This window comes from Nocardioides agri, from assembly GCF_013778305.1.
Taxonomy (GTDB): domain Bacteria; phylum Actinomycetota; class Actinomycetes; order Propionibacteriales; family Nocardioidaceae; genus Nocardioides; species Nocardioides agri.
The window spans coordinates 1,355,844-1,378,287 of record NZ_JACEIC010000002.1 but is presented as its reverse complement, the minus strand read 5'-3'; the positions used below and the strand labels follow the sequence as shown (position 1 = coordinate 1,378,287).

The following is a 22,444-nucleotide window of genomic DNA, read 5'->3' as shown; positions in this document are numbered from 1 at the left end:
CGGGCCGGCGGACGCGGCGACGGGCGCCGGCAAGGTCGTGCTGGAGCTCCGCTAGACCGGGAGGCCGCGCTCGCGCAGCGCCACCCGCAGCGCGGCGGCGTCGGTGAAGAGCACGCCGTCCATGCCGAGCGCGACGGCGGCGTCGACGTTGTCCTGCCGGTCGTCGACGAAGAGCAGGCGCCCGACCGGGTGGCCGCTGCGCTCGGCGGCGATCAGGTAGGCGCGCGGGTCCGGCTTGGCGACCTTGACCTCGCCCGAGACCACGACGTCGTCGAGCATCCGCAGCACCTCGAACCGCTCGGCGGCGTACGGGTAGTAGAGCTCGTCCGACCAGTTGGTCAGGCCGACCATCGGGATCCCGGCCGCGTGCAGGTCGCGCACGACCTCGGCCGTCCCGGGCACCTCGCTGAGCGAGGCGGGGAAGTGGGCCAGGTAGGCGTCGGCGTGCGCGGCCCAGTGCGGGTGCGTACGCCGTAGCTCTGCGACGCCGTCGGCCCACGGCCGGCCGCTGTCCTGGAGGTGGTTCCACGCCATGAAGTCGAAGTCCTCGGCCTCGAGGAAGCGCTGCGCCTCAACGGCACCGACCCCCGTCGCGATGGCGAGGGCCGGTTGCCAGTCGATGAGGACGTTGCCGAGGTCGAAGACGACCGCGGCAGGGGTCCGGCCCAAGATCAGGCCCAGCGCTCCGACGCGGGCACGAAGTCGAGCGTCCGGTCGCCGGTGTAGATCTGCTTCGGGCGGGCGATCTTCTGCTCCTTGTCCTGGACCAGCTCGGACCACTGGGCCAGCCAGCCCGGGGTGCGGCCGATCGCGAACAGGACGGTGAACATCTCCGGCGGGAACTGGAACGCCTCGTAGATCAGGCCGGAGTAGAAGTCCACGTTGGGGTAGAGCTTGCGCTTGACGAAGTACTCGTCCTCGAGCGCGATCTTCTCCAGCTCCTGGGCGATCTCGAGCAGCGGGTTGACCCCGGTCACCTCGAAGACGTCGTCGCAGGCCTTCTTGATGATCTTGGCGCGCGGGTCGTAGTTCTTGTAGACCCGGTGGCCGAAGCCCATCAGGCGCTCGTTGCCGTCCTTGACGCCCTGGATGAACGCCGGGATGTTCTCCTTGCTGCCGATGCGCTTGAGCATCCGCAGCACCGCCTCGTTGGCACCACCGTGCAGCGGGCCGTAGAGCGCGCCGATGCCGGCGGCGACCGCGGAGTAGGGGTCGACCTGCGAGGAGCCGACCGAGCGGACCGCGTTGGTCGAGCAGTTCTGCTCGTGGTCGGCGTGCAGGATGAAGAGCACGTCGAGGGCCTTGACCAGGCGCTCGTCGGCCTCGAACTTCGACTCGCTCATCTTGAAGAGCATCGAGAGGAAGTTGGCCGTGTAGCCCAGGTCGTTGTCCGGGTAGACGTACGGCTTGCCCTGCGCGTGCCGGAAGGACCAGGCGCCCAGCGTCGGCATCTTCGCGATCATCCGGACCATCTGGATGTGCCGGTTCTCCGCGTCGGTGATGTTGCGCGCGTCGGGGTAGAACGTCGACAGCGCGCCGACGGAGGCCATCAGCATGCCCATCGGGTGCGCGTCGTAGCGGAAGCCCTGCATGAAGGACTTCACGTTCTCGTGCACGAACGTGTGGTAGGTGATCTCGTGGACCCAGGCCTCGTACTCGGCCTTGGTCGGCAGCGCGCCGTGGATGAGCAGGTAGGCCACCTCGAGGAAGTTGGACTTCTCGGCCAGCTGCTCGATCGGGTAGCCGCGGTACTCGAGGATGCCCTTCTCCCCGTCGATGTAGGTGACGGAGCTGCGGCACGAGGCGGTGTTCACGAACCCGGGGTCGTAGACCGCGAGGCCGGGGGCGTCGTCCCCGGACTTGATCTGGCCCAGGTCGGCGGCCTTGACGGTGCCGTCGGTGATCGGGACCTCGTACTCCTGTCCGGTGCGGTTGTCACGGACGGTGAGAGAATCAGTCACCCGCTCAACTTAGTCGAGCGGCGTGGCGCCACACCAACCAGGTGTCCGCGGACGACACTGTGATGTTGTCGTCACCCGGTCGCCGGGACCGAGCCGTCCGGCGGCAATTCGACACGGTCCGCGCCGCCCCCGTAGTCTTGTCAGTCGCGCCTTCTGCCGCGCCCGCACGCCTCACGGAGTGCAGGGTGCAGACCCGGACGATCTGGAGCCGGGCAGTGTTCGTCAGGCGGCGTCGCAGCACCACCCGCAGGACGACCGGGTCATGCGGGACCTACGAACGAAGGAAGTTCCTCCGTGCGCACGTACAGCCCGAAGTCCGGCGACATCACGCGCGAGTGGCTCGTCATCGACGCCACCGACATCGTCCTCGGCCGCCTCGCCACCCAGACCGCCAACCTCCTGCGCGGCAAGCACAAGGCGATCTTCGCTCCCAACGCCGACACCGGTGACTTCGTCATCATCGTCAACGCGGAGAAGGTCGCCCTCTCCGGCACCAAGAAGACCACCAAGATGGCCTACCGCCACTCCGGCTACCCGGGCGGCCTCTCGGCCACCCCGATCGGCGAGGTCCTCGAGAAGGACGCCCGCAAGGCCATCGAGAAGGCCGTCTGGGGCATGCTCCCGAAGAACAAGCTCGGCCGTCAGATGCTGAAGAAGCTGAAGGTCTACTCCGGGCCGAACCACCCGCACCAGGCCCAGAAGGCCACTCCGTTCGAGATCAAGCAGATCTCCCAGTAATCGTCTGTCTGTCGAGAAAGTCTGAGTGAGGAACATCGTGGCTGACACCAGCACCGAGGTCGAGGAGACCTACGAGGTCGACGAGCAGGGCATCGCCTACAGCTCGGAGAGCGCCCCGTCCGCCGACGCCCCCCAGCGTCCGGCGACCATCGCCCCCGCCGCGGCCACCGGCCGCCGCAAGGAGGCCGTGGCCCGCGTCCGGATCGTCCCGGGCACCGGCGAGTGGACCATCAACGGTCGCACGCTCGACTCCTACTTCCCGAACAAGCTGCACCAGCAGGTCGTGAACGAGCCGTTCGCGAACCTCCAGCTGGAGGGCCGCTTCGACGTGATCGCCCGCATCCACGGCGGTGGCATCACCGGTCAGGCCGGCGCCCTGCGCCTCGGCGTGGCCCGCTGCCTCAACGCGATCGACGTCGAGGCCAACCGCCCGACGCTCAAGAAGGCCGGCCTGCTCACCCGTGACGCCCGCGTCATCGAGCGCAAGAAGGCTGGTCTCAAGAAGGCCCGCAAGGCGCCGCAGTACTCCAAGCGCTGATCTGCCGATCGAGCAGATGCCGCGCATCTTCGGCACGGACGGGGTCCGGGGCCTGGCGAACGGTCAGCTGACCGCAGAGCTGGCCCTGGACCTCTCCGCCGCTGCCGCCCGTGTCCTGGCCGACCGGGGCGAGTTCGAGGGCCATCGCCCGCTCGCCGTGGTCGGTCGGGACACGCGCATCTCCGGACAGTTCCTCGAGCACGCCGTGGTCGCGGGTCTCGCCGCGGCCGGGGTCGACGTGCTCCGGCTGCGCGTGCTGCCGACCCCGGCGGTCGCCTACATGACCGAGGCGCTGGGCGCCGACCTCGGCGTCGTCATCAGCGCCTCGCACAACCCGATGCCCGACAACGGCATCAAGTTCCTCGCCCGCGGCGGGCTCAAGCTCGACGACGCCGTCGAGCGGGAGATCGAGCAGCACCTCGACGAGCCGTGGGACCGCCCGCTCGGTGGCGCGGTCGGCCGCGTCACGCCCTACGCGACACCCGTCGAGGAGTACGTCGACCACCTGGTCAGCACGCTCACCCAGCCGCTGAGCGGCCTCAAGGTCGTGCTCGACTGCGCCCACGGCGCGGCGTACGCGGCCGGCCCGTTGGCGCTGCGCGCCGCCGGCGCCGAGGTGATCGCGATCAACGCCGACCCCGACGGGCTCAACATCAACGACGGTGTCGGCTCGACCCACCTCGGTCCACTGCGTGCCGCGGTCGTCGAGCACGGTGCCGACGCCGGCTTCGCGCTCGACGGCGACGCCGACCGCTGCCTCGCGGTCGACCACGAGGGCAACGACGTCGACGGCGACCAGATCATGGCGATCCTCGCCATCGGCATGGCCGAGGCCGGCCACCTGCCGAAGAACACCGTCGTCGCGACCGTGATGAGCAACCTCGGCTTCGTCCAGGCGATGAAGAGAGCCGGCATCGGGGTGCGCCAGACCAAGGTCGGCGACCGCTACGTCCTCGAGGCGATGCGGGTCTCCGGCTACGGCCTCGGCGGTGAGCAGTCCGGCCACGTGATCATGAGCGAGCACGCCACGACCGGCGACGGCACCCTGACCGCGCTGCACGTGCTGGCGCGGATGGCGGCGACCGGGCAGAGCCTCCAGTCGCTCGCGTCGGTCATGACCCGGCTGCCGCAGGTGCTGCTCAACGTCCCCGACGTCGACAAGGCCCGGGCGGACGAGGACCCGATCGTGGCCGCCGCGGTCGCGGAGGAGGAGGCGGCCCTCGGAGACGGCGGCCGCGTGCTCCTGCGCCCCTCGGGCACCGAGGCGCTGGTCCGGGTGATGGTCGAGGCCGCCACCGAGGACGAGGCGCGGGCGGTCGCCGAGCGACTCGCCGACGTCGTCAAGCGCCAGCTCGCCCTGTAGCCGCCGGCCGCTAGGGTCGTCGCGTGAGCGGCCCCACCCTCGCCGTCGAGGACCTCGGCAAGAGCTTCGGTGCCGTGCGCGCGGTCGACGGGCTGAGCTTCGCCGTGCGTCCCGGCGCCGTCACCGGCTTCCTCGGACCCAACGGCGCCGGCAAGACCACGACGCTGCGGATGCTGCTCGGGCTCACGACACCCTCGCAGGGCCGCGCCCTCGTCGGGGGCCGGCCCTACGCCGAGCACCCGGTGCCGGCGAGCGTGGTCGGGGCGGCCCTGGAGGCGTCCAGCTTCCACCCCGGACGCTCCGGCCTCGCGCACCTCGAGGTGTACGCCGGCCAGGCCGGCGTCGGGCGCGCCCGGTGCCGCGAGCTGATCGACTTCGTCGGACTCGGCCCTGCCGCCGAGCGCCGCGTCGGGGGCTACTCGACGGGCATGCGGCAGCGGCTCGCCCTCGCGACCGCGCTGCTCGCCGACCCGCCGGCGGTCGTGCTCGACGAGCCCGCCAACGGCCTGGACCCCGAGGGGATCCGCTGGATGCGGGGGCTACTGCGCGGGTTCGCGGCCGAGGGCCGGACCGTGCTGGTCTCCAGCCACCTGCTCGCCGAGGTGCAGCACACCGTCGACGACGTCGTGATCATCGCCCGCGGACGGCTCGTGCACGCCTCGTCGCTGGCCGAGCTCAGCGAGCTCGCCGAGCCGGAGACCTATGTCGAGTCGCCCGACCCGGCCGCGCTCGCGGCGCTCGTCGGCGGCCGCGGCTGGCCGCACCGTCCGGACGGCGCGGGCCTGGTGGTCACCGGGGTCCTCGCCGCGGACGTCGGCGCGGCGGCGTACGCCGCGGGGATCGAGCTGCACCAGCTCGCGAGCAGGGGCGTCGGTCTCGAGGACCTCTTCCTGCGGCTGACGGAGGAGGCGTCGTGAGGACCGCGCTGGTCGCGGAGTACCGCAAGCTGGTCTCCACGCGGATGTGGTGGATCCTGCTGCTCTCGGCCGCGGCCTACCTCGCCTTCATCGCCGGCGTGATGGCCCTGTCCTTCGTGACCGCCGGCGAGGAGGCCGCGCCGGCGCTGACCGGGCCGGAGCTCGCCGCCGCCGTCTACGGCCTGATCAACGCGATCGGCTACGTCTTCCCGCTGGTCATCGGCAGCCTGACGATGACCACGGAGTTCCGCCACCAGACGATCACCCAGTCGCTCCTGGTGGAGCCGCGCCGCGGCGTCTTCCTCGGCGCCAAGCTCCTCGCGACCGTGCCGCTCGGCCTGCTCTACGGTCTGGTGGGCACCGTCGCCGTGGTCGCGGTCGGCGCACCGATCCTGGCGATCGGCGGCGACGGCGCCTTCCTCACCGACGGCGACGTCGTCGCGGTGATCCTGCTCGGCGTGGTGGTGACCGCGCTGTGGGCGGTGATCGGGGCGGCGTTCGGCAGCGTGCTGACCAACCAGGTGGCCGCGATCGTGGTGATCCTGGCGTTCACCCAGTTCGTCGAGCCGATCGCGCGTCTCGCGCTCGGCGCCTTCGACTCGCTCGACGGGGTCGCGAAGTACCTGCCCGGCGCCGCGGCCGACGGTCTGATGGGCGCGAGCTTCTTCGGCGCCCTCGGCGGCGAGTCCGCCGACCTGCTCTCCCGCCCCGCCGCGCTGGTCGTGCTGCTCGCCTACGCGGGACTGCTCGCCGCGCTCGGCCGCTGGACGACGCTGCGCCGCGACATCGGCTGAGCGCTGCTCAGAGCTTGCGCAGCCGCACGTAGCGGACCGAGTGGTCCTTGTCCTTGCGCAGCACCAGCGTGGCGCGGGACCTCGTCGGCAGGATGTTCTGCGACAGGTTCGGGCCGTTGATCGCATCCCAGATGCGCTGCGACTCGGCCACGGCCTCCTCGCGGGAGAGGGCGCCGTACTTGGAGAAGTAGGAGTCGGGGTCCTGGAACGCGGTCTCGCGCAGGCGCAGGAACCGCTCGGTGTACCAGTCCCGGATGTGCCCGGTGCCGGCGTCGACGTAGACGGAGAAGTCGAAGAAGTCGCTCAGCGTCAGGCCGGTGCGGCCGTCGTCGCGGACCCGGGCCGGCTGGAGGACGTTGAGACCCTCGACGATCACGATGTCGGGCCGCTTGACCACGACCTTCTCGCCCGGCACGACGTCGTAGGTGAGGTGGGAGTAGACCGGCGCCTCGACCTCGTCGCGCCCGGACTTGATGTCGACGACGAAGCGCAGCAGGGCGCGGCGGTCGTAGGACTCCGGGAAGCCCTTGCGCTGCAGCAGGCCGCGGCGCTCCAGCTCGGCGTTGGGGTAGAGGAAGCCGTCGGTGGTCACCAGCGCGACGTTGGGGTGCTCCGGCCAGTGCGCCAGCATCTGCTGGAGGACGCGGGCGGTGGTCGACTTCCCGACCGCCACCGAGCCGGCCAGGCCGATGACGAACGGCGTGCGGTGGGGCTGCGCCTGGTGCAGGAACTCCTCCTGGCGGCGGTGCAGCGAGCCCGCGGACTCGACGTACAGGCTCAGCAGCCGGGAGAGCGGCAGGTAGATCTGCTGCACCTCCTCGAGGTCGAGCTGGTCCCCGAGGCCGCGCAGCCGGCGGATCTCCTCCGCGGTGAGCGGGTTCTCCACCTCGTGGGCCAGCGCCGCCCACGCGGAGCGGTCCAGCTCGATGTAGGGGGATGACTCGCGTGCGCTCTCGTCGGTGGGGCCACCGGGCCCGCCCTGGGAAGGCATGCCGGTGATTGTTGCAGCCGACCGCCGAAGCGGGTCCGCGGGTCTCCCGCAGATAGACTTCCGGCCCATGTGCGGAATCGTCGGGTACGTCGGGGACAAGCAGGCCGAAGCGGTCGTCATCGAGGGCCTGCGGCGCCTGGAGTACCGCGGCTACGACTCCGCCGGGATCGCGCTCGTGGACGGGGGAACGGTCGCGACCGAGAAGCGCGCGGGCAAGCTCGCGAACCTCGAGAAGGCGATCGCCGACCGCCCGCTCCCGTCCTCGACGATCGGCATCGGGCACACCCGCTGGGCCACCCACGGCGCCCCCAACGACGTCAACGCCCACCCGCACACCGGCGGGCAGGGGCGGGTCGCGCTCGTGCACAACGGGATCATCGAGAACTTCGCCGAGCTGCGCACCGAGCTCCAGGCGGCCGGCGCCACGATGCAGTCGGAGACCGACACCGAGATCGCGGCGCAGCTGCTCGAGATCGACGTGCTCGCCGGCCACGACCTCACCGACGCCATGCTGCGGCTGGTGGCCCGCCTCGAGGGCGCGTTCACGCTCGTCGCCGTCGACGCCGACGACCCGGACCGCGTGGTCGCCGCCCGGCGCAACTCGCCGCTGGTGGTCGGCATCGGCGAGGGCGAGAACTTCCTCGGCTCCGACGTCGCCGCGTTCATCGAGCACACCCGCGAGGCGATGGAGCTCGGCCAGGACCAGGTCGTCACGATCACCCGGGCCGGGGTCTCGGTCGTCGACTTCGACGGCACGCCGGTCGACTGCCGCCGCTACCACGTCGACTGGGACCTCTCGGCCGCCGAGAAGGACGGCCACGACTGGTTCATGCGCAAGGAGATCTTCGAGCAGCCCCGCGCGGTCGCGGACTCGCTGCTCGGCCGTCGTACGCCGGAGGGCCACCTGCACCTCGACGAGATGCGGCTCTCCGACCAGGAGCTCCGCGACGTCGACAAGGTCATCATCATCGCGTGCGGCACGTCGTTCTACGCCGGCATGGTCGCCAAGTACGCGATCGAGCACTGGACCCGCGTGCCGGTCGAGGTGGAGCTGGCCTCGGAGTTCCGCTACCGCGACCCGATCCTCGACTACTCGACGCTCGTGGTCGCCATCAGCCAGTCCGGCGAGACCGCCGACACGCTGCAGGCGATCCGGCACGCCCGCACCCAGCGGTCCAAGGTGCTGGCCATCTGCAACACCAACGGCTCGACGATCCCACGCGAGTCCGACGCCGTCATCTACACCCACGCCGGCCCCGAGATCGGCGTCGCCTCCACCAAGGGCTTCCTGACCCAGCTGGTCGCCTGCTACCTGCTCGCGCTCTACCTCGCGCAGGTCAAGGGCACGCGCTACGGCGACGAGATCGACGAGGTGATGCACCAGCTCGAGGCGATGCCCGACCACATCCAGCGGGTGCTCGACGACGCTGCGTCGATCTACGACATGGCCGAGGCCCACGTGGACACGCGCTCGGTGCTCTTCCTCGGGCGGCACGCCGGCTACCCGGTCGCCCTCGAGGGCGCTCTGAAGCTCAAGGAGCTCGCCTACATCCACGCCGAGGGGTTCGCCGCGGGCGAGCTCAAGCACGGCCCGATCGCGCTGGTCGAGTCCGGGCTGCCGGTCCTGTGCGTCGTCCCCCCGGCCGGTCGCGACCAGCTGCGCGACAAGATGGTGAGCGGCATCCAGGAGGTGCGCGCCCGCGGGGCGCGCACGATCTGCCTGGTCGAGGACGGCGACGACCACATCACGCCGTACGCCGACGAGATCGTGCGGCTGCCGCGGGTGCCGGTGCTGTTGCAGCCCCTGGTGGCGGTGGTGCCCCTGCAGCTGTTCGCCTGCCAGCTCGCGACGCTGATGGGCCACGACGTCGACCAGCCGCGCAACCTGGCCAAGTCCGTCACCGTCGAGTGAGCCACCGGTGATCGTCGGGGTGGGCATCGACGTCGTCGACGTCGAGCGGTTCGGGGAGTCGCTGACCAGGACCCCCGGCCTGTCGTCGCGGCTCTTCACCCCTGCCGAGGCCTCCCGCCCGCTGGCCTCCCTGGCGGCGCGGTTCGCGGCCAAGGAGGCGCTCGCCAAGGCCCTCGGCGCCCCCGCCGGCCTGCACTGGCAGGACGCCGAGATCGTCTCCGAGTCGTCGGGCCGACCCCTGCTGGAGATACGCGGCTCCGTCCTCGCGCGCGCCGAGGAGCTCGGCGTCACCTCCGTGCACGTCTCCCTCTCCCACGACGCCGGCATCGCGTCCGCCGTGGTGGTGCTGGAGGGGTGACCGACGAGGTCGTGTGCCTGAGGACGCGCTATGCCGCGTCCTGAGGCACACGACCTGGTACGCCGAGAGCGATGAGGTCGCGCGCCAGGGCGGCCGCCTCGAACCGCACCTCGTAGGCCGTGCAGCGCACCACCGTGCGGGTCGAGGTCGTGAGGCGTCGGGTGCGGCGGTGGTCGTCCATCGCCTGCAGGATGTCGAGGTGGAAGGCACCATCGACCTCGAGCACGAGCACTCGGCCGTCAGGAAGCCGCCACTCGCTGTCGGTCCACCGTCGCATGCCGGTGTTGTCGGTCCGCGCGCGCTGGGCGTCTGGCATCGGCATCCCGAACGTGCGACACATCCGCCGGACGTCGAGCTCCGCGCCGGAGTGCGCCCCGCCCGCGATGTCGCCGAGCGTGCGTCGGAACGGGTTGGCCCAGCGGAGCGGACGGAGCTGGTCGACCCAGATGGTTAGACGTTCCGGAGTGGTCAGTCGCTGCTGTACGACGGCCGCGAGCACGGCGTGTGCCGGCCTCGGCTTCATCTGGTAGCCGGCTGCCAGGAGGGTGGCCGGCTCGAGCCGGCACAGCGGGAGCCCCGGCCGCGGGTCGCGGAGGAGCTCGAAGGGCCTGCGGCTGCGGAAGGAGCGCACGCCCTCGATCCGCTCGAAGCTCAACTCGTCGTCGACGTAGACCGTGACGGCAGGTCGCTCCCACCCGGAGAGCCCGTGGCGACCTGCGGCGCTCAGCCCGCCGAGCATGCTGCGCGGCCCGGCATGCAGCACCGCCATCCACTCGCGCTGAGCCCTGGTGAGCTCCCCGGTCACGACGCTGACGACCCGGGGCGTGCGCTCCACCCACCGGCCCGCAGCGACTTGGTCGCGCACGCGGTCGGCGTCCACCCCGTGGTGCAGGAGCTGCCGACGCGCGACCATGCCGGCCTGGTCGGCGATCAGCCGGGAAAGGACGTCGTTCATGCCTCGACGGTCCCTCCCATCCTTCCTTGGCGCCGGTCTCCATCCACAGGGATGGGTTGTGTGCCCGACGACGCGCCATCGCGCGTGCTCAGGCACACGACCCCGCTAGCGTGGGCGGCATGAGGCGCGCGCACACGGTCGAGCAGGTGCGGGCGGCCGAGGCGGAGCTGTTGGCGCGGCTGCCGGAGGGCACGCTCATGCAGCGGGCCGCGGCCGGGCTGGCCTACGCCGTGATCGACCTGCTCGGCTCGGCGTACGGGCGCCGGGTGCTGCTCCTGGTGGGGTCGGGGGACAACGGCGGCGACGCGCTGTACGCCGGCGCGCTGCTCGCCCGGCGGGGCGCGCAGGTCGAGGCGTGGCTGCTGTCCGACCGCGCCCACGAGGGTGGGGTCGCCGCGCTCCGTGCTGCGGGCGGGCGCTCGATCGCGGGGGAGCCGAGGCGTCCTGACGTCGTCGTCGACGGGATCGTCGGGATCGGCGGCCGACCGGGGCTGAAGGACGCGGCGGCGCAGGCGCTCCGGACGGTCGCGGGCGTGCCGGTCGTCGCGGTGGACACCCCGAGCGGGGTCGACGTCGACACCGGCGAGCTCGACGGGCCGCACGTGAGCGCGGACGTGACCGTCACGTTCGGCACCCTCAAGGTCGCGCACCTCGTCGACCCGGCCAGCCACCACGCCGGGGTGGTGCACCTCGTCGACATCGGGCTGGACCTCCCGGAGCCGGCCGTCGAGGCGCTCCGGCCCGAGGACGTCGCCGCACTGCTGCCGCGACCGGCGCCGGACGCGCACAAGTACACCCGCGGCGTCGTCGGCATCCGCGCCGGCAGCGATCAGTACCCGGGGGCCGCGCTGCTCAGCGTCGCCGGCGCCAACAGCGGACTGGTCGGGATGGTCCGGTACGTCGGCGCCGCGGCCGACCGGGTCCGCGAGGTGCACCCCGAGGTGGTGGGCGCGGGACGGGTGCAGGCGTGGCTGGTCGGCTCCGGCGGGGGAGAGCACGCCGGCGAGGAGCTGCGGGCCGCGCTCGAGGACGGCGTCCCGGTCGTCGTCGATGCCGACGCGCTCGCCCACGTCACCGGCCCGCTGCCGGCGCCGGCCGTGCTGACGCCGCACGCGGGCGAGCTGGCGGCGATGACGGGCGCGACGCGCGCCGAGATCGAGGCGGCGCCGCTCCGCCACGCGCAGCAGGCGGCCGCGACGTACGGCTGCACCGTGCTGCTGAAGGGACGCCACACCCTGGTCGCCACCGCGGGCCGCCCGGTCCGCGCGACCACCACCGGCACCGCGTGGCTGGCCACCGCCGGCGCGGGCGACGTGCTCGGCGGCCTGGTCGCCGCGCTGCTCGCGGCCGGCCTCGACCCCCACGACGCCGCCTCGGTCGGATCGTGGCTGCACGGCGCCGCCGCGACGCTCGCCGGCGGCGGTGGGCCGATCGTCGCGAGTGACGTCGCGCACGCGATCCCGGACGCCGTGCGGGGTCTGCCGACCCGGTGATGGGAGAATCGGAGGCATGAGCCCCGAGATCGTCGTCGATCTCGCGTCGATCCGGCACAACGTCCGCACGCTGCGCGAGCTGACCGGCGTCGCGTCGATGACCGTCGTCAAGGCGGACGGCTACGGCCACGGGATGGTCGAGGTCGCCCGCGCCGCCCGCGAGGCGGGCTCGGAGTGGATCGGCGTCGCCACCGTGGACGAGGCGCTCCGGCTGCGGGCGAGCGGCGACCGGGGCCGGCTCCTGTGCTGGCTGACGGTGCCCGGGGACGACTGGGCCGCCGCGATCGACGCCGACATCGACGTCACCGCCTACACGGTCGCCGAGCTCGACGCCATCGCCGCGACCGGTCGCCCGGCGCGCGTGCAGCTCAAGGTCGACACCGGCCTCTCCCGCGGCGGCGCGACGCTCGAGAGCTGGCCCGAGGTCGTCGCCCGCGCCCGGCGCGGCGAGGCCGACGGCAGCTGGCGGATCACCGGCATCTGGTCCCACTTCGCCGCCAGCGACGAGCCCGGCCACCCCGCCAACGACGCGCAGGAGCACGCGTTCCGGCACGCGCTCGAGCTCGCCGAGGGCCTCGAGCCCGAGGTGCGCCACCTCGCCAACTCCGCCGCCGGCATCCTGCGGCCGAGCAGCCGGTTCGACCTGGTCCGGTTCGGCATCGCGTCGTACGGCCTGGACCCGGCACCCGGCGAGACCCCCGACCTCGGCCTGGTCCCGGCGATGACCGTCCGCGCCCCGCTCGTCTCCGCCAAGCGGATCGCCGCCGGCGCCGGCGTCTCCTACGGACACACCTGGGTGGCCGACACCCCGACCACGGTCGGCCTGGTGCCGCTCGGGTACGGCGACGGGGTGCCTCGGCACGCCAGCAACGCAGCGCACGTGCTGGTCGAGGGCAAGCAGCGGGTGATGCGCGGCCGGGTCTGCATGGACCAGTTCGTCGTCGACCTCGACGGCGAGCTCCCCGAGCCCGGCACCGAGGTCGTGCTGTTCGGGCCCGGCACCCACGGCGAGCCGACCGCCCAGGACTGGGCCGAGGCCGCCGGCACCATCTCCTACGAGATCGTGACCCGCATCGGCGGGCGCCCGACCAGGAGGTACGTCGACCAGTGAGCGTCCGTGGACGGGTGATCGGCGCGGTCACCGTCGGCGTCGTCGGTCTGGCCGCCGCCGGCGCGGGCGTCGGCGTGACCCGGCAGCGTCGCAGGATCCAGCGTCGGGGCGGGGACGAGGCCCCGGCCTTCGGCTCGCTGCGGTCCGAGCCGACCACGGTCGTCGCGGACGACGGGACGCCGCTGCACGTCGAGGTCGACGAGCCCGAGTCGCCCCAGTCGGAGGTGACGGTCGTCTTCTCCCACGGCTACGCGCTCGAGATGGACTGCTGGCACTTCCAGCGCGAGCACCTCCGTGGCCGGACGCGTGCGGTCTTCTACGACCAGCGCTCGCACGGCCGGTCGGGCCGCTCGCCGATGGGGAACGCGACCATCGACCAGCTCGGCCGCGACCTGCTGTCGGTGCTGGACGCCGTCGCGCCGACCGGTCCGGTCGTGCTCGTCGGGCACTCGATGGGCGGCATGACGATCGCCGCGCTCGCCGAGCTGCACCCCGAGCTCTTCGGCGACCGGGTCGTCGGGGTCGCCCTGATCTCGACCACCGCCGGTGGTCTCGACCCGAGCCGGATCCTCTTCCCAATGGTGCCGTCGTGGGGGAGCTCCGGCGCCGTCCACCGCGGGGTCTCGATGCTCGCCCGCAGCCACCGCGCGGTCGACGGGATCCGCCGGCTCGGCAAGGACGTCGCGCTGGTGGCGACCGCCGAGCTCGCCTTCGGCGACGACGTGCCCGGCAGCTATGTCGCCTTCGTCGACCGGATGCTCTCGGAGACGCCGTTCGAGGTGGTCGCCGAGTTCTTCCCGGGCTTCTCTGCTCTCGACAAGTTCGACGCCGTCGGCGTGCTGGCGAAGGTGCCGACCGTCGTCATCTGCGGCACCGACGACAAGCTCACCTCGATCGGGCACAGCCGCAAGCTCACCTCGCGCATCGCCGGCGCCAGGCTGGTCGAGGCCGAGGGCGCCGGCCACATGGTGATCCTCGAACGCAGCGACGACGTCAACGCCGAGCTGGACCGGCTGCTGGAGGAGGCGGAGTGAGCGTCGTCGTGGAGCGGGTCGGGCCCGAGCGCGCCGCGGAGGTGCTGGCGATCGTCCGGGCGGCGTTCGAGGCACGCCCGCCGCTCGACCCGCCGGCGGCCGCGCTCACCGAGACCGAGGACACGATCGGCATGCGGCTGGCCTCCGGCGGCGGCCTGCTCGCCAGTGTGGACGGCCGGGCGGTCGGGACCCTGGTCCTCGACCGGGTCGGCGCCACGACGTACCTGCGCCGCTTCGGGGTGCTGCCCGACGCCCAGGGCCACGGCGTCGCCGCCGCGCTCATCGAGGCGGCGGTCGAGGCGGCCGACGGCTCCCACGACCTCACCGTGGTCGCCCGCGAGGAGCTCCCGGCCACCGTGCGGTTCTGGGAGCGCCAGGGCTTCCGCGAGATCGGCCGCGCGTCGCCGAACGTCGAGCTGCGCCGGCCGCTGCGCACCCACGTCGTCCAGGTCCCGGACGCCGACGCGATGCGCGCGCTGGGTCGCACGCTCGCCGGCCAGCTGGCACCCGGCGACCTGCTGGTCCTGAGCGGCGAGCTCGGCGCGGGCAAGACGACCTTCACCCAGGGGCTGGGCGCCGGGCTGGGGGTCCGCGGCGACATCACCTCGCCGACGTTCGTGATCGCCCGGGTGCACCCGTCGCTGGTCGACGGGCCCGCCCTGGTGCACGTCGACGCCTACCGCCTCGGTGGCCTCGACGAGCTCGACGACCTCGACCTCGACGCGTCGCTCGACGAGGCGGTCACTGTGGTCGAGTGGGGCGAGGGCCTCGCCGAGGGGCTCTCGGAGTCACGTCTCGAGGTGGCGATCGTGCGCGGCGACGCACCGCACGACGGGCTGGACCCGCGCCGGGTGGAGCTCACCCCGGTCGGGCCCCGCTGGCACGCGCTGTCCTTCCGGGAGCTCCGTCAGAGCCCGGTGATGCCCTCTTCGCCGTAGCGCTCGGCCTGCTCGTCGAAGCTCTCGTGCTCGAGCAGGTGCAGGATCGGTACGCCGAGCCGCCGCCGCGCCTTCGACGTCCAGTCGAGGTGGAAGAACTCGGCCACGACGTGCGGCCGGGTGAGGATGATCGCCTCGCGGCCGTCGACCTCGGTCACCTTCGCGGCGAGCGCGTCGATCGGCGGGTCGGCGACGACCTGGCCGATCGCGACCGCGCCGCTGGCGCGCAGGTGCTCGAGGGTCTGCTCGAGCTCGGCGTGCGAGCGGTCCTGGCAGTCCTTGCGGACCGCGTCGAGCTGCACCTCGCTCATCGGCATCGACGGCGAGGCCATCATGTCGCCGGCCGTGAGCGACCCCATCGCCGACTCGATCCGGGCCGCGGCGTCCTCCAGCGGGAGCAGCACGTGATAGGTCACCGGCCCGTCCAGCCCCTCGTGCAGCGAGTGCACCTGGGTCGCGTCCTGCTGCGTCAGCGCCTGCTCGACGAGCAGCACGACGGCATAGTCCTCAGCACCGGTCTCGGACATCACAGACCTCCCTTGTCCACGTTCAGGATCTTAGTCAGGTCGTAGCTCACCGGCTCCTCGAGCTGCTCGTAGCCGCACGACTCCGGGTCGCGGTCGGTGCGCCAGCGGCGGAACTGCGCGGTGTGCCGGAAGCGGCGTCCCTCCATGTGGTCGTAGGCGACCTCGACCACCCGCTCGGGCCGCAGCGGCGTGAACGACAGGTCCTTGCCCTGGCTCCACCGGCTCTGGGTCCCGGGCACCCGGTCGGGGTTGGCGGTCAGGAACTCCTGCCAGCGCCCCCACGGGTGGTCGGCGATGTCGACGACGAGCGGCTGCAGCTCCTCCCACAGCTCGGCGCGGCGCTTCTCGGTGAAGCTTGCGCTGACGCCGATGTGCTGGAGCTCGCCGTCCGCGTAGAGCCCCAGCAGCATGCTGCCGAGCAGCGGTCGCTCGGGCGTGCTCGTCTTGTGCTCGCGGAAGCCGGCGAGCACCACGTCGGCGGTGCGTTCGTGCTTGATCTTGAGCATCGCGCGCGCGTTCGGTCGATAGGGCTCACCCAGCGGCTTGGCGACCACGCCGTCGAGCCCGGCGCCCTCGAACTGGTGGAACCACTCCTCGGCCTCGGCCGGGTCGGTCGTGGTCCGGGTCAGGAAGCACGGGCCGGTCAGTCCCGCCAGCGCCTGCTCGAGCGCCGCGCGCCGCTCCGCGAACGGCCGCTCGGCGTACGACTCGTCGCCCAGCGCCAGCAGGTCGAAGGCGACGTACGACGCCGGGGTCTTCTCGCTGAGCATCTCGATGCGCGAGGCGGCCGGGTGGATGCGCTCCTGCAGCACCTCGAACTCGAGCCTGGGCGCCCCTGACGTGCTGAGTGCCACGAAGATCTCCCCGTCGAGCACGCAGCGCTCGGGCAGCTGCTCGCGCATCGCGGCCACGACCTCGGGGAAGTAGCGGGTCAGCGGCTTGGTGTTGCGGCTGGCGAGCTCGACCTCGTCGCCGTCCTTGAAGACCAGGCACCGGAAGCCGTCCCACTTGGGCTCGAAGCTCAGCCCGCCGTGCTTCGCGGGGTCGGGGATGCCCTTCACCGACTTCGCGAGCATCGGCTGGACCGGCGGCGACACGGGGAGATCCACGCCGTGAGACTAAGCGGTGCGCTAAAGTGCAGTAAAACAGTTGGAAAACGAGAAAAGAGTGTTGCATGGGTCCGGTGGTGGGGTACGTGCCCGGCGTCTTCGACCTGTTCCACATCGGTCACCTCAACGCGCTGCGCCAGGCGCGTGGGCTGTGCGACGTGCTGGTCGCCGGCGTCGTGTCCGACGACGTGTGCGAGGAGGTCAAGGGCGTGCGGCCCTACGTGCCGCTGGAGGAGCGGATCGCGATCGTCGACGCGATCGGCATCGTCGACGCGACCTACGCCGAGCTGACGACCGACAAGCTGGACGCCTGGCACGAGGTCGGCTTCCACGTGGTGTTCAAGGGCGACGACTGGCGTGGCACCGCGAAGGGCGAGGCCCTCGAGCGCCGGATCGCCACCGTGGGGGCCGAGGTCCGCTACTTCCCCTACACCGTGCACACCTCGAGCAGCCAGTTGCGCCGGGTGATCGCCGCGTCATGACCACCCTCTCTGCCGATCCCGCGGTCGTCGTCTCCGACGCGGGCCTGCTGCTCCGCCGCGCGCCGACCGAGCCGCTCGTGGTCAGCTTCGACGGTCGCTACGTCTTCGCCTTCACCGCCGCCCGTGACGGCCACGCCGTGCGCGGTGGCGTCCGGGTCGAGTGGCCGGCGGTGCTGCGCCGGTTCCTCGTCGGCGCCGTGCGCGTACGCGTCTCCGACGTCGCCGGCGAGCGCGTGTACGCCGACGAGGAGGTCGTGCTCGGTGGCGGCTCGGCCGACCAGCGGGTGCAGGTCGTCGACCCGCAGGGCCTCCCGCTGGCGATCGACAAGGTCGGGCACCTGTGCCGGGCGTTCCAGGCCACCGACGACGGCGTGCGCGGCGAGATCCTCGCCGGCACCCGCCGAGCGCTCGACGACCTGCGCGACGAGTGCGGCGTCGAGGCCTACCTCAACTACGGCGCGCTGCTCGGCGCGGTCCGCGACGGCGCGATGATCGGCCACGACTCCGACACCGACGTCTGCTACCTCAGCAGGCACAGCTCGCCCGCCGACATCATCGCCGAGTCCTACCGGGTCCAGCGCACGATGCTGCGCCTCGGCTGGACGCTGCTGCGGATGTCCGGCGGCGACATCAAGCTGCTGCTGCCGCTCAGCGACGGCCGCCAGTGCCACATCGACATCTTCGTGGCCTTCGAGGTCGGCGAGACCTTCTACCAGCTCGGAAACCGCAGCGGCACCCTGCCGCGCTCGGCGATCCTGCCGGTCTCGACCATCACGCTGCACGGCGTCGAGTTCCCGGCCCCGGCCGACCCCGAGGCGATGCTCGCGTTCGTCTACGGCCCTGGCTGGCGGGTGCCGGATCCCTCCTTCAAGTACGCCGACCCGGTCCGCGGCGTACGCCGCCTCGACGGCTGGCTGCGCGGCTTCCGCACCGACATGGGCCGCTGGACCGAGCATCACCAGGCCAGCGCCCGTCGCGGCTCGACCAAGCGGCGCTCGAACTTCGCGAAGTGGGTGGACCGGCAGCTGCCCCGGGGAGCCGCCGTCGCCGATCTCGGGTGCGGCACCGGGCGGGACGCGTTGTGGTTCGCCAAGCGTGGCCGGCCGGTGGCAGCGTACGACTTCTCGCGCGCCGCGCGGGGCTCGGTGCTGCGCAACGCCACCCGCCGGCGGCTGCACGTCGACGTCCGCCCGCTCACCCTCAACGAGCTGCGCACGGTGCTGGTCGCCGGCGCCGAGCTCAGCCGCGACCCGCACCACCTCTACGCCCGGCACCTGCTCGGCTGCCTCGACGACACCGCCCGCTCGCAGCTGTGGCTGCTGAGCAGGATGGCGCTGCGCGGTGGCGGCAAGCTGTTCCTGGAGTTCAGTGCCACCGCGGATCGCGGCGTGCCGGACCCCGGACCGCCCGGGCTGGTGCGCCGCCTCGACCCGGACCTGGTGCGCCGCGAGATCGAGGCCGCCGGAGGTCGCGTCGAGCGGGTGCGCGTCCGGCCCGGCGTCGACGTCCTCGGCGTCGCCGACCCTTCCGTGTGCCGGATGCGGGTCCGCTGGACCCGGACGGCCCGACCCGTCCCAGGGAGGACCCGATGACTGCGCCCATGCTCGCGCTGGCCCAGGACCGCTACCGCCGACTGCGCCGCCGCCCCGTCGGGGTCTACGCCCGGATCGCGGCGCTGGAGGAGGAGCTCCAGGAGTGCCGTCAGCTCAACCGCCGGATCGCCGAGCTCGTCGACGTGGTCGCCGAGCTGCTGGTGCCGATCGCCGACCGTGACGAGGAACGCGTCCGCGAGGTGCTCGCGCAGTACCGAGCCAGCATCTGAGCCGCGCGGGCCCTAGGCTGTCCGGGTCCCGAGGGACATTCCCCGGTTGGTCTGCCGGCAGGGCCCGCCTGACTTTGAATCAGGACTAGCGACGTAGGTTCGACTCCTACCCGGGGAGCGTGAGCGCACAAGAGACCGGTCTGACCGTCATCGTGCTGGCTGCCGGCGGCGGCACCCGGATGAAGTCCAAGACCATGAAGGTGCTGCACCCGATCGCGGGGCGCAGCATGATCGGGCACGTGCTGACCGCGGCGTACGCCGTCGAGCCGGCGCGCGTCGTGGTCGTGGTCGGGCACCAGCGCGAGGAGGTGACCGCGCACGTCCGGGAGGGCTTCCCCGACGTCGTGCTCGCGGTCCAGGAGCAGCAGCACGGCACCGGGCACGCCGTCCGGGTGGCCGTCGAGGCCGCCGGCGACATCTCCGGCACCGTGCTCGTCGCGTACGGCGACACCCCGCTGCTCCAGGGCGACACGCTGCGCGACTTCGCGGCCGAGCACGAGGCGGCGCAGCGTGCGGTCAGCATCCTCAGTGGCATCGTGCCGGACCCGTTCGGCTATGGCCGGGTGCTGCGCAACCACGAGGGCGACGTCGAGGCGATCGTGGAGGAGAAGGACGCGACGCCGGAGCAGCGCGAGGTCGCCGAGATCAACTCCGGGATCCTGGCCTTCGACGCCGAGTTCCTGCTGTCGGCGCTGCCGCGCATCGGCAACGACAACTCCAAGGGCGAGTTCTACCTGACCGACGCGATCGCGATCGCGCGGGAGGACGGCCTCACCGTCGGCGCCCACCTGGTCGCGGATGTCGACCAGACCGAGGGCGTCAACGACCGGGTCCAGCTCGCGCGGATGGGCGCCGAGCTGAACCGGCGGATCGTCGAGGGGTGGATGCGCGAGGGCGTCACTGTGATGGACCCGGCCACGACCTGGATCGACGCCGACGTGGTGATCGGCAACGACGCCACGATCCTTCCCGGCGTCCAGCTGCTGGGTGCGACCGTCGTCGGCGAGGACGCCGTGGTCGGCCCGGACAGCACGCTCAAGGACTGCGAGATCGGCGTCGGCGCCCGCGTCGTCCGCACCCACGGCGAGCTGGCCGTGATCGGTGCGTCGGCGAACGTCGGCCCGTTCTCCTACCTGCGCCCGGGCACGACGCTGGGGGTCGGCGGCAAGATCGGCGGGTTCGTCGAGACCAAGAACGCGACGATCGGCGACGGCGCGAAGGTGCCGCACCTGTCCTACGTCGGTGACGCGGACATCGGCGAGGGCACCAACATCGGCGCCGGCACGATCTTCGCCAACTACGACGGCGTCACCAAGCACCGCACGAAGGTCGGCCGGCACGCCCGGACCTCCTCGAACAACACCTTCGTCGCGCCGATCCAGATCGGCGACGGCGCCGCGACCGGAGCCGGCGCCGTCGTGCGCGGCGACGTGCCGCCGGGCGCCCTGGCGGTCTCGAGCGGCCCGCAGCGCAACATCGAGGGCTGGGCCCTGGCCAAGCGCCCCGGGACCGCTCAGGCGCGGGCCGCCGAGCAGGCGCTGGCCGGTGGTGAGCCCGGCGACGGGGACGTGGCAGAATCCTGATCGGGACACCGGCTACCGAGGAGCAGCGCACCGTGACCGGAATGAAGAAGACCACCGAGAAGAACCTGATGGTCTTCAGCGGTCGGGCACACCCCGTGCTCGCGGAGGAGGTGTCGGCGCTGCTCGGCACCCCGCTGGTGCCGACCTCGGCCTACGAGTTCGCGAACTCCGAGATCTACGTCCGCTACGAGGAGTCGGTCCGCGGTTGCGATGCCTTCGTGATCCAGAGCCACACGGCTCCGATCAACGAGTGGATCATGGAGCACCTGATCATGGTCGACGCCCTCAAGCGGGCGAGCGCCAAGCGGATCACGGTCGTCATGCCCTTCTACGGCTACGCGCGGCAGGACAAGAAGCACCGCGGTCGCGAGCCGATCTCCGCGCGCCTGGTCGCCGACCTGTTCAAGACCGCCGGTGCCGACCGGCTGATCACCGTGGACCTGCACGCCGACCAGGTCCAGGGCTTCTTCGACGGCCCCGTCGACCACCTGATGGCGCTGCCGATCCTCGCCGACCACATCAAGGAGAAGTACGGCAACCAGCCGCTCGCCGTGGTCTCGCCCGACGCGGGCCGGATCAAGGTGGCGGAGCGGTGGTCGGCCCGTCTCGGCGGTGCCCCGCTGGCGTTCATCCACAAGAGCCGCCGCACCGACCGGCCCAACGAGACGGTCGCCAACCGCGTCGTCGGCGACGTCACCGGCCGCCTCTGCGTGCTGGTCGACGACATGATCGACACCGGCGGCACGATCGCGAAGGCCGCCGACGCCCTGATGGCCGACGGTGCCGCCGGCGTGGTGATCGCCGCGACGCACGCGATCCTCTCCGACCCTGCCGTCGACCGGCTCAAGAACTGCCCGGCCACCGAGGTCGTGGTCACCAACACGCTCCCGCTCTCCCCGGACCAGGAGTTCGACAAGCTCACCTGCCTGTCGATCGCGCCGCTGGTGTCGCGGGCGATCCGTGAGGTATTCGAGGACGGGTCGGTCACCTCGATGTTCGACGGGCACGCCTGACGTCGACCCGTCGCGGGCGATCGCCTACGCGGCGTCCCGGACGGCCGGCGAGGACTGCCAGCCGACCCGCCAGGCGAGGGCGACCGCCGCGAGCTGGCTGCTGGCGTCGAGCTTGGTGAGCAGTGCCCGGATGTGGGAGCGAACCGTCTCGACCGAGACGACGTGCCGCTCGGCGATCTCGAGGACCGAGTCGCCGTGCATGAGCCGCCAGAGCGTGCGGGCCTCGGCCGGGGTCAGTCGGGCGAGCCTGCGCAGGGCGCGCCGCTCCTCGGTCAGCGCCGCGTCCGGTGCCCGGCGCGGCGCGACGGCCACGCGGGTCCGTCCGACCGTGCCCGCCTCGGGGTCCGTCAGCCGCGCGACGAGGCGCACCAGCTCCGTGGCGCCGACCCCGTCCAGCACCGCCATCGCTCCGGCCGCGGCGAGCTCCCTCGACTCGCCGGCGTCGCCGACCTGACCGATCACCACGACCCGCTGCCCGCGTCCCGCGAGCTCGGAGACCAGGTCCGGTGCGTAGACCCTGTCGAGGCGGCTGACGACCAGCACGACGAGGGCGGGGCTGCTGCGCAGCACGCTGTCGCGAGCCGCGTTGGTCGAGGGAGCGGTGTCGAGCGCGACCGTTGCGGTGCGGACGGTGGCCGGCAACGAGCGGCTGACGGCCTCGACCACCATCGTGAACTGGCCCACCACGACGACCCGCTTGCGCCGCCGATCGGTCGTCGGTGCCGGTGTCGTCATGACGTTCCTCCCCCCGCAAGCACGATCCCCGACGGACAGCGGTCCAGCCGGGACCTCCCGTACGTCCTAC

The 22,444-nt window shown here is 72.3% G+C and carries 23 protein-coding genes and 1 tRNA gene; 17 read left to right on the top strand and 7 right to left on the bottom strand.

Annotation, left to right across the window (positions count from 1 at the left end; genetic code table 11):
• Positions 1-51: 51 nt before the first annotated feature.
• Both HZF07_RS11185 and HZF07_RS11180 read right to left on the bottom strand, forming a co-directional pair.
• A complete protein-coding gene (locus HZF07_RS11185; RefSeq protein WP_232523037.1) occupies positions 52-669 on the bottom strand; it encodes an HAD family hydrolase in 618 nt (205 codons plus the stop codon).
• Between the two features lie 2 nt (positions 670-671).
• Complete coding sequence (locus HZF07_RS11180; RefSeq protein WP_181645068.1) at positions 672-1,961, bottom strand: citrate synthase; 1,290 nt, start codon at positions 1,959-1,961, stop codon at positions 672-674.
• Positions 1,962-2,255: 294 nt separating this feature from the next.
• Between HZF07_RS11180 and rplM the strand changes: the two genes are divergently transcribed.
• The 5 genes from rplM to HZF07_RS11155 are packed head-to-tail and all read left to right on the top strand — an operon-like array spanning position 2,256 to position 6,311.
• Positions 2,256-2,699 (top strand): 50S ribosomal protein L13, encoded by a 444-nt coding sequence (rplM, locus tag HZF07_RS11175; RefSeq protein WP_181645067.1) that lies wholly within the window; start codon positions 2,256-2,258, stop codon positions 2,697-2,699.
• Between the two features lie 37 nt (positions 2,700-2,736).
• On the top strand, positions 2,737-3,237 hold the full coding sequence (gene rpsI / locus HZF07_RS11170) for a 30S ribosomal protein S9 (protein WP_181645066.1): 501 nt from the start codon (positions 2,737-2,739) through the stop codon (positions 3,235-3,237).
• 16 nt (positions 3,238-3,253) lie between these two features.
• Positions 3,254-4,600: a phosphoglucosamine mutase gene (gene glmM, locus HZF07_RS11165; protein ID WP_157341660.1), complete on the top strand. Its 1,347-nt coding sequence runs from the start codon at positions 3,254-3,256 to the stop codon at positions 4,598-4,600.
• Between the two features lie 23 nt (positions 4,601-4,623).
• Positions 4,624-5,517: an ABC transporter ATP-binding protein gene (locus tag HZF07_RS11160; protein ID WP_181645065.1), complete on the top strand. Its 894-nt coding sequence runs from the start codon at positions 4,624-4,626 to the stop codon at positions 5,515-5,517.
• Positions 5,514-6,311 carry an ABC transporter permease gene (locus HZF07_RS11155; RefSeq protein WP_181645064.1) on the top strand — a complete coding sequence of 266 codons (798 nt, stop codon included), beginning with the start codon at positions 5,514-5,516 and terminating at the stop codon, positions 6,309-6,311. Before HZF07_RS11160 ends, HZF07_RS11155 begins: the two co-directional genes overlap by 4 nt.
• A 7-nt stretch (positions 6,312-6,318) precedes the next feature.
• Here HZF07_RS11155 and coaA read toward each other — a convergent pair whose 3' ends face one another.
• Positions 6,319-7,302 carry a type I pantothenate kinase gene (gene coaA / locus HZF07_RS11150; RefSeq protein ID WP_157341658.1) on the bottom strand — a complete coding sequence of 328 codons (984 nt, stop codon included), beginning with the start codon at positions 7,300-7,302 and terminating at the stop codon, positions 6,319-6,321.
• A 67-nt stretch (positions 7,303-7,369) separates the two neighbouring features.
• Here coaA and glmS point away from each other — a divergent pair, with 67 nt between their 5' ends.
• Complete coding sequence (gene glmS, locus HZF07_RS11145; protein ID WP_157341656.1) at positions 7,370-9,214, top strand: glutamine--fructose-6-phosphate transaminase (isomerizing); 1,845 nt, start codon at positions 7,370-7,372, stop codon at positions 9,212-9,214.
• 7 nt (positions 9,215-9,221) lie between these two features.
• Positions 9,222-9,572, top strand: coding sequence for a holo-ACP synthase (locus HZF07_RS11140; protein ID WP_181645063.1), 351 nt, complete (start codon positions 9,222-9,224; stop codon positions 9,570-9,572).
• A gap of 28 nt (positions 9,573-9,600) precedes the next feature.
• Here HZF07_RS11140 and HZF07_RS11135 read toward each other — a convergent pair whose 3' ends face one another.
• Positions 9,601-10,527, bottom strand: a complete 927-nt coding sequence (locus HZF07_RS11135; protein ID WP_157341654.1) for a hypothetical protein — start codon at positions 10,525-10,527, stop codon at positions 9,601-9,603.
• Between the two features lie 119 nt (positions 10,528-10,646).
• On the opposite strand from HZF07_RS11135, the gene HZF07_RS11130 reads away from it, so the two are divergent.
• The 4 genes from HZF07_RS11130 to tsaE are packed head-to-tail and all read left to right on the top strand — an operon-like array spanning position 10,647 to position 15,103.
• On the top strand, positions 10,647-12,020 hold the full coding sequence (locus HZF07_RS11130; RefSeq protein ID WP_157341652.1) for an NAD(P)H-hydrate epimerase: 1,374 nt from the start codon (positions 10,647-10,649) through the stop codon (positions 12,018-12,020).
• A 16-nt stretch (positions 12,021-12,036) separates the two neighbouring features.
• Positions 12,037-13,131 (top strand): alanine racemase, encoded by a 1,095-nt coding sequence (gene alr, locus HZF07_RS11125; protein WP_157341650.1) that lies wholly within the window; start codon positions 12,037-12,039, stop codon positions 13,129-13,131.
• The gene (locus HZF07_RS11120; RefSeq protein WP_181645062.1) at positions 13,128-14,165 is read left to right on the top strand and encodes an alpha/beta fold hydrolase; all 1,038 of its coding nucleotides are present in this window, start codon (positions 13,128-13,130) and stop codon (positions 14,163-14,165) included. Before alr ends, HZF07_RS11120 begins: the two co-directional genes overlap by 4 nt.
• Positions 14,162-15,103, top strand: coding sequence for a tRNA (adenosine(37)-N6)-threonylcarbamoyltransferase complex ATPase subunit type 1 TsaE (gene tsaE / locus HZF07_RS11115; RefSeq protein WP_181645061.1), 942 nt, complete (start codon positions 14,162-14,164; stop codon positions 15,101-15,103). The genes HZF07_RS11120 and tsaE overlap by 4 nt, the downstream gene beginning before the upstream one ends.
• On the opposite strand, the gene HZF07_RS11110 is transcribed toward tsaE, so the two are convergent.
• Together HZF07_RS11110 and HZF07_RS11105 are read right to left on the bottom strand one after the other, a co-directional pair.
• Positions 15,073-15,630 (bottom strand): hypothetical protein, encoded by a 558-nt coding sequence (locus HZF07_RS11110; protein ID WP_157341648.1) that lies wholly within the window; start codon positions 15,628-15,630, stop codon positions 15,073-15,075. The genes tsaE and HZF07_RS11110 overlap by 31 nt on opposite strands.
• A complete protein-coding gene (locus HZF07_RS11105; RefSeq protein WP_181645060.1) occupies positions 15,630-16,739 on the bottom strand; it encodes an ATP-dependent DNA ligase in 1,110 nt (369 codons plus the stop codon). Before HZF07_RS11105 ends, HZF07_RS11110 begins: the two co-directional genes overlap by 1 nt.
• 65 nt (positions 16,740-16,804) lie before the next feature.
• Here HZF07_RS11105 and HZF07_RS11100 point away from each other — a divergent pair, with 65 nt between their 5' ends.
• From HZF07_RS11100 to HZF07_RS11075, 6 genes are all read left to right on the top strand, one after another.
• Positions 16,805-17,221 (top strand): adenylyltransferase/cytidyltransferase family protein, encoded by a 417-nt coding sequence (locus HZF07_RS11100; RefSeq protein ID WP_157341646.1) that lies wholly within the window; start codon positions 16,805-16,807, stop codon positions 17,219-17,221.
• Positions 17,218-18,813 carry a class I SAM-dependent methyltransferase gene (locus tag HZF07_RS11095; RefSeq protein ID WP_157341644.1) on the top strand — a complete coding sequence of 532 codons (1,596 nt, stop codon included), beginning with the start codon at positions 17,218-17,220 and terminating at the stop codon, positions 18,811-18,813. The genes HZF07_RS11100 and HZF07_RS11095 overlap by 4 nt, the downstream gene beginning before the upstream one ends.
• Positions 18,810-19,043: a DUF6752 domain-containing protein gene (locus tag HZF07_RS11090; RefSeq protein ID WP_232523036.1), complete on the top strand. Its 234-nt coding sequence runs from the start codon at positions 18,810-18,812 to the stop codon at positions 19,041-19,043. The genes HZF07_RS11095 and HZF07_RS11090 overlap by 4 nt, the downstream gene beginning before the upstream one ends.
• A 39-nt stretch (positions 19,044-19,082) precedes the next feature.
• Positions 19,083-19,161, top strand: a tRNA-Gln gene (locus tag HZF07_RS11085).
• 1 nt (position 19,162) lies between these two features.
• Positions 19,163-20,626 (top strand): bifunctional UDP-N-acetylglucosamine diphosphorylase/glucosamine-1-phosphate N-acetyltransferase GlmU, encoded by a 1,464-nt coding sequence (gene glmU, locus HZF07_RS11080; RefSeq protein WP_181645059.1) that lies wholly within the window; start codon positions 19,163-19,165, stop codon positions 20,624-20,626.
• A gap of 32 nt (positions 20,627-20,658) precedes the next feature.
• Positions 20,659-21,639 carry a ribose-phosphate diphosphokinase gene (locus HZF07_RS11075; protein WP_434063453.1) on the top strand — a complete coding sequence of 327 codons (981 nt, stop codon included), beginning with the start codon at positions 20,659-20,661 and terminating at the stop codon, positions 21,637-21,639.
• Between the two features lie 24 nt (positions 21,640-21,663).
• On the opposite strand, the gene HZF07_RS11070 is transcribed toward HZF07_RS11075, so the two are convergent.
• Positions 21,664-22,374 carry a helix-turn-helix transcriptional regulator gene (locus HZF07_RS11070; protein ID WP_157341640.1) on the bottom strand — a complete coding sequence of 237 codons (711 nt, stop codon included), beginning with the start codon at positions 22,372-22,374 and terminating at the stop codon, positions 21,664-21,666.
• Positions 22,375-22,444 lie beyond the last annotated feature (70 nt).

Bases quoted from the DNA above. Each gene is read 5' to 3' on its own strand.
- glmM (WP_157341660.1), top strand. From the start codon at position 3,254: ATGCCGCGCATCTTCGGCACGGACGGGGTCCGGGGCCTGGCGAACGGT.
- coaA (WP_157341658.1), bottom strand. From the start codon at position 7,302: ATGCCTTCCCAGGGCGGGCCCGGTGGCCCCACCGACGAGAGCGCACGC.
- glmS (WP_157341656.1), top strand. From the start codon at position 7,370: ATGTGCGGAATCGTCGGGTACGTCGGGGACAAGCAGGCCGAAGCGGTC.
- HZF07_RS11135 (WP_157341654.1), bottom strand. From the start codon at position 10,527: ATGAACGACGTCCTTTCCCGGCTGATCGCCGACCAGGCCGGCATGGTC.
- HZF07_RS11130 (WP_157341652.1), top strand. From the start codon at position 10,647: ATGAGGCGCGCGCACACGGTCGAGCAGGTGCGGGCGGCCGAGGCGGAG.
- alr (WP_157341650.1), top strand. From the start codon at position 12,037: ATGAGCCCCGAGATCGTCGTCGATCTCGCGTCGATCCGGCACAACGTC.
- HZF07_RS11110 (WP_157341648.1), bottom strand. From the start codon at position 15,630: ATGTCCGAGACCGGTGCTGAGGACTATGCCGTCGTGCTGCTCGTCGAG.
- HZF07_RS11100 (WP_157341646.1), top strand. From the start codon at position 16,805: ATGGGTCCGGTGGTGGGGTACGTGCCCGGCGTCTTCGACCTGTTCCAC.
- HZF07_RS11095 (WP_157341644.1), top strand. From the start codon at position 17,218: ATGACCACCCTCTCTGCCGATCCCGCGGTCGTCGTCTCCGACGCGGGC.
- HZF07_RS11090 (WP_232523036.1), top strand. From the start codon at position 18,810: ATGACTGCGCCCATGCTCGCGCTGGCCCAGGACCGCTACCGCCGACTG.
- HZF07_RS11070 (WP_157341640.1), bottom strand. From the start codon at position 22,374: ATGACGACACCGGCACCGACGACCGATCGGCGGCGCAAGCGGGTCGTC.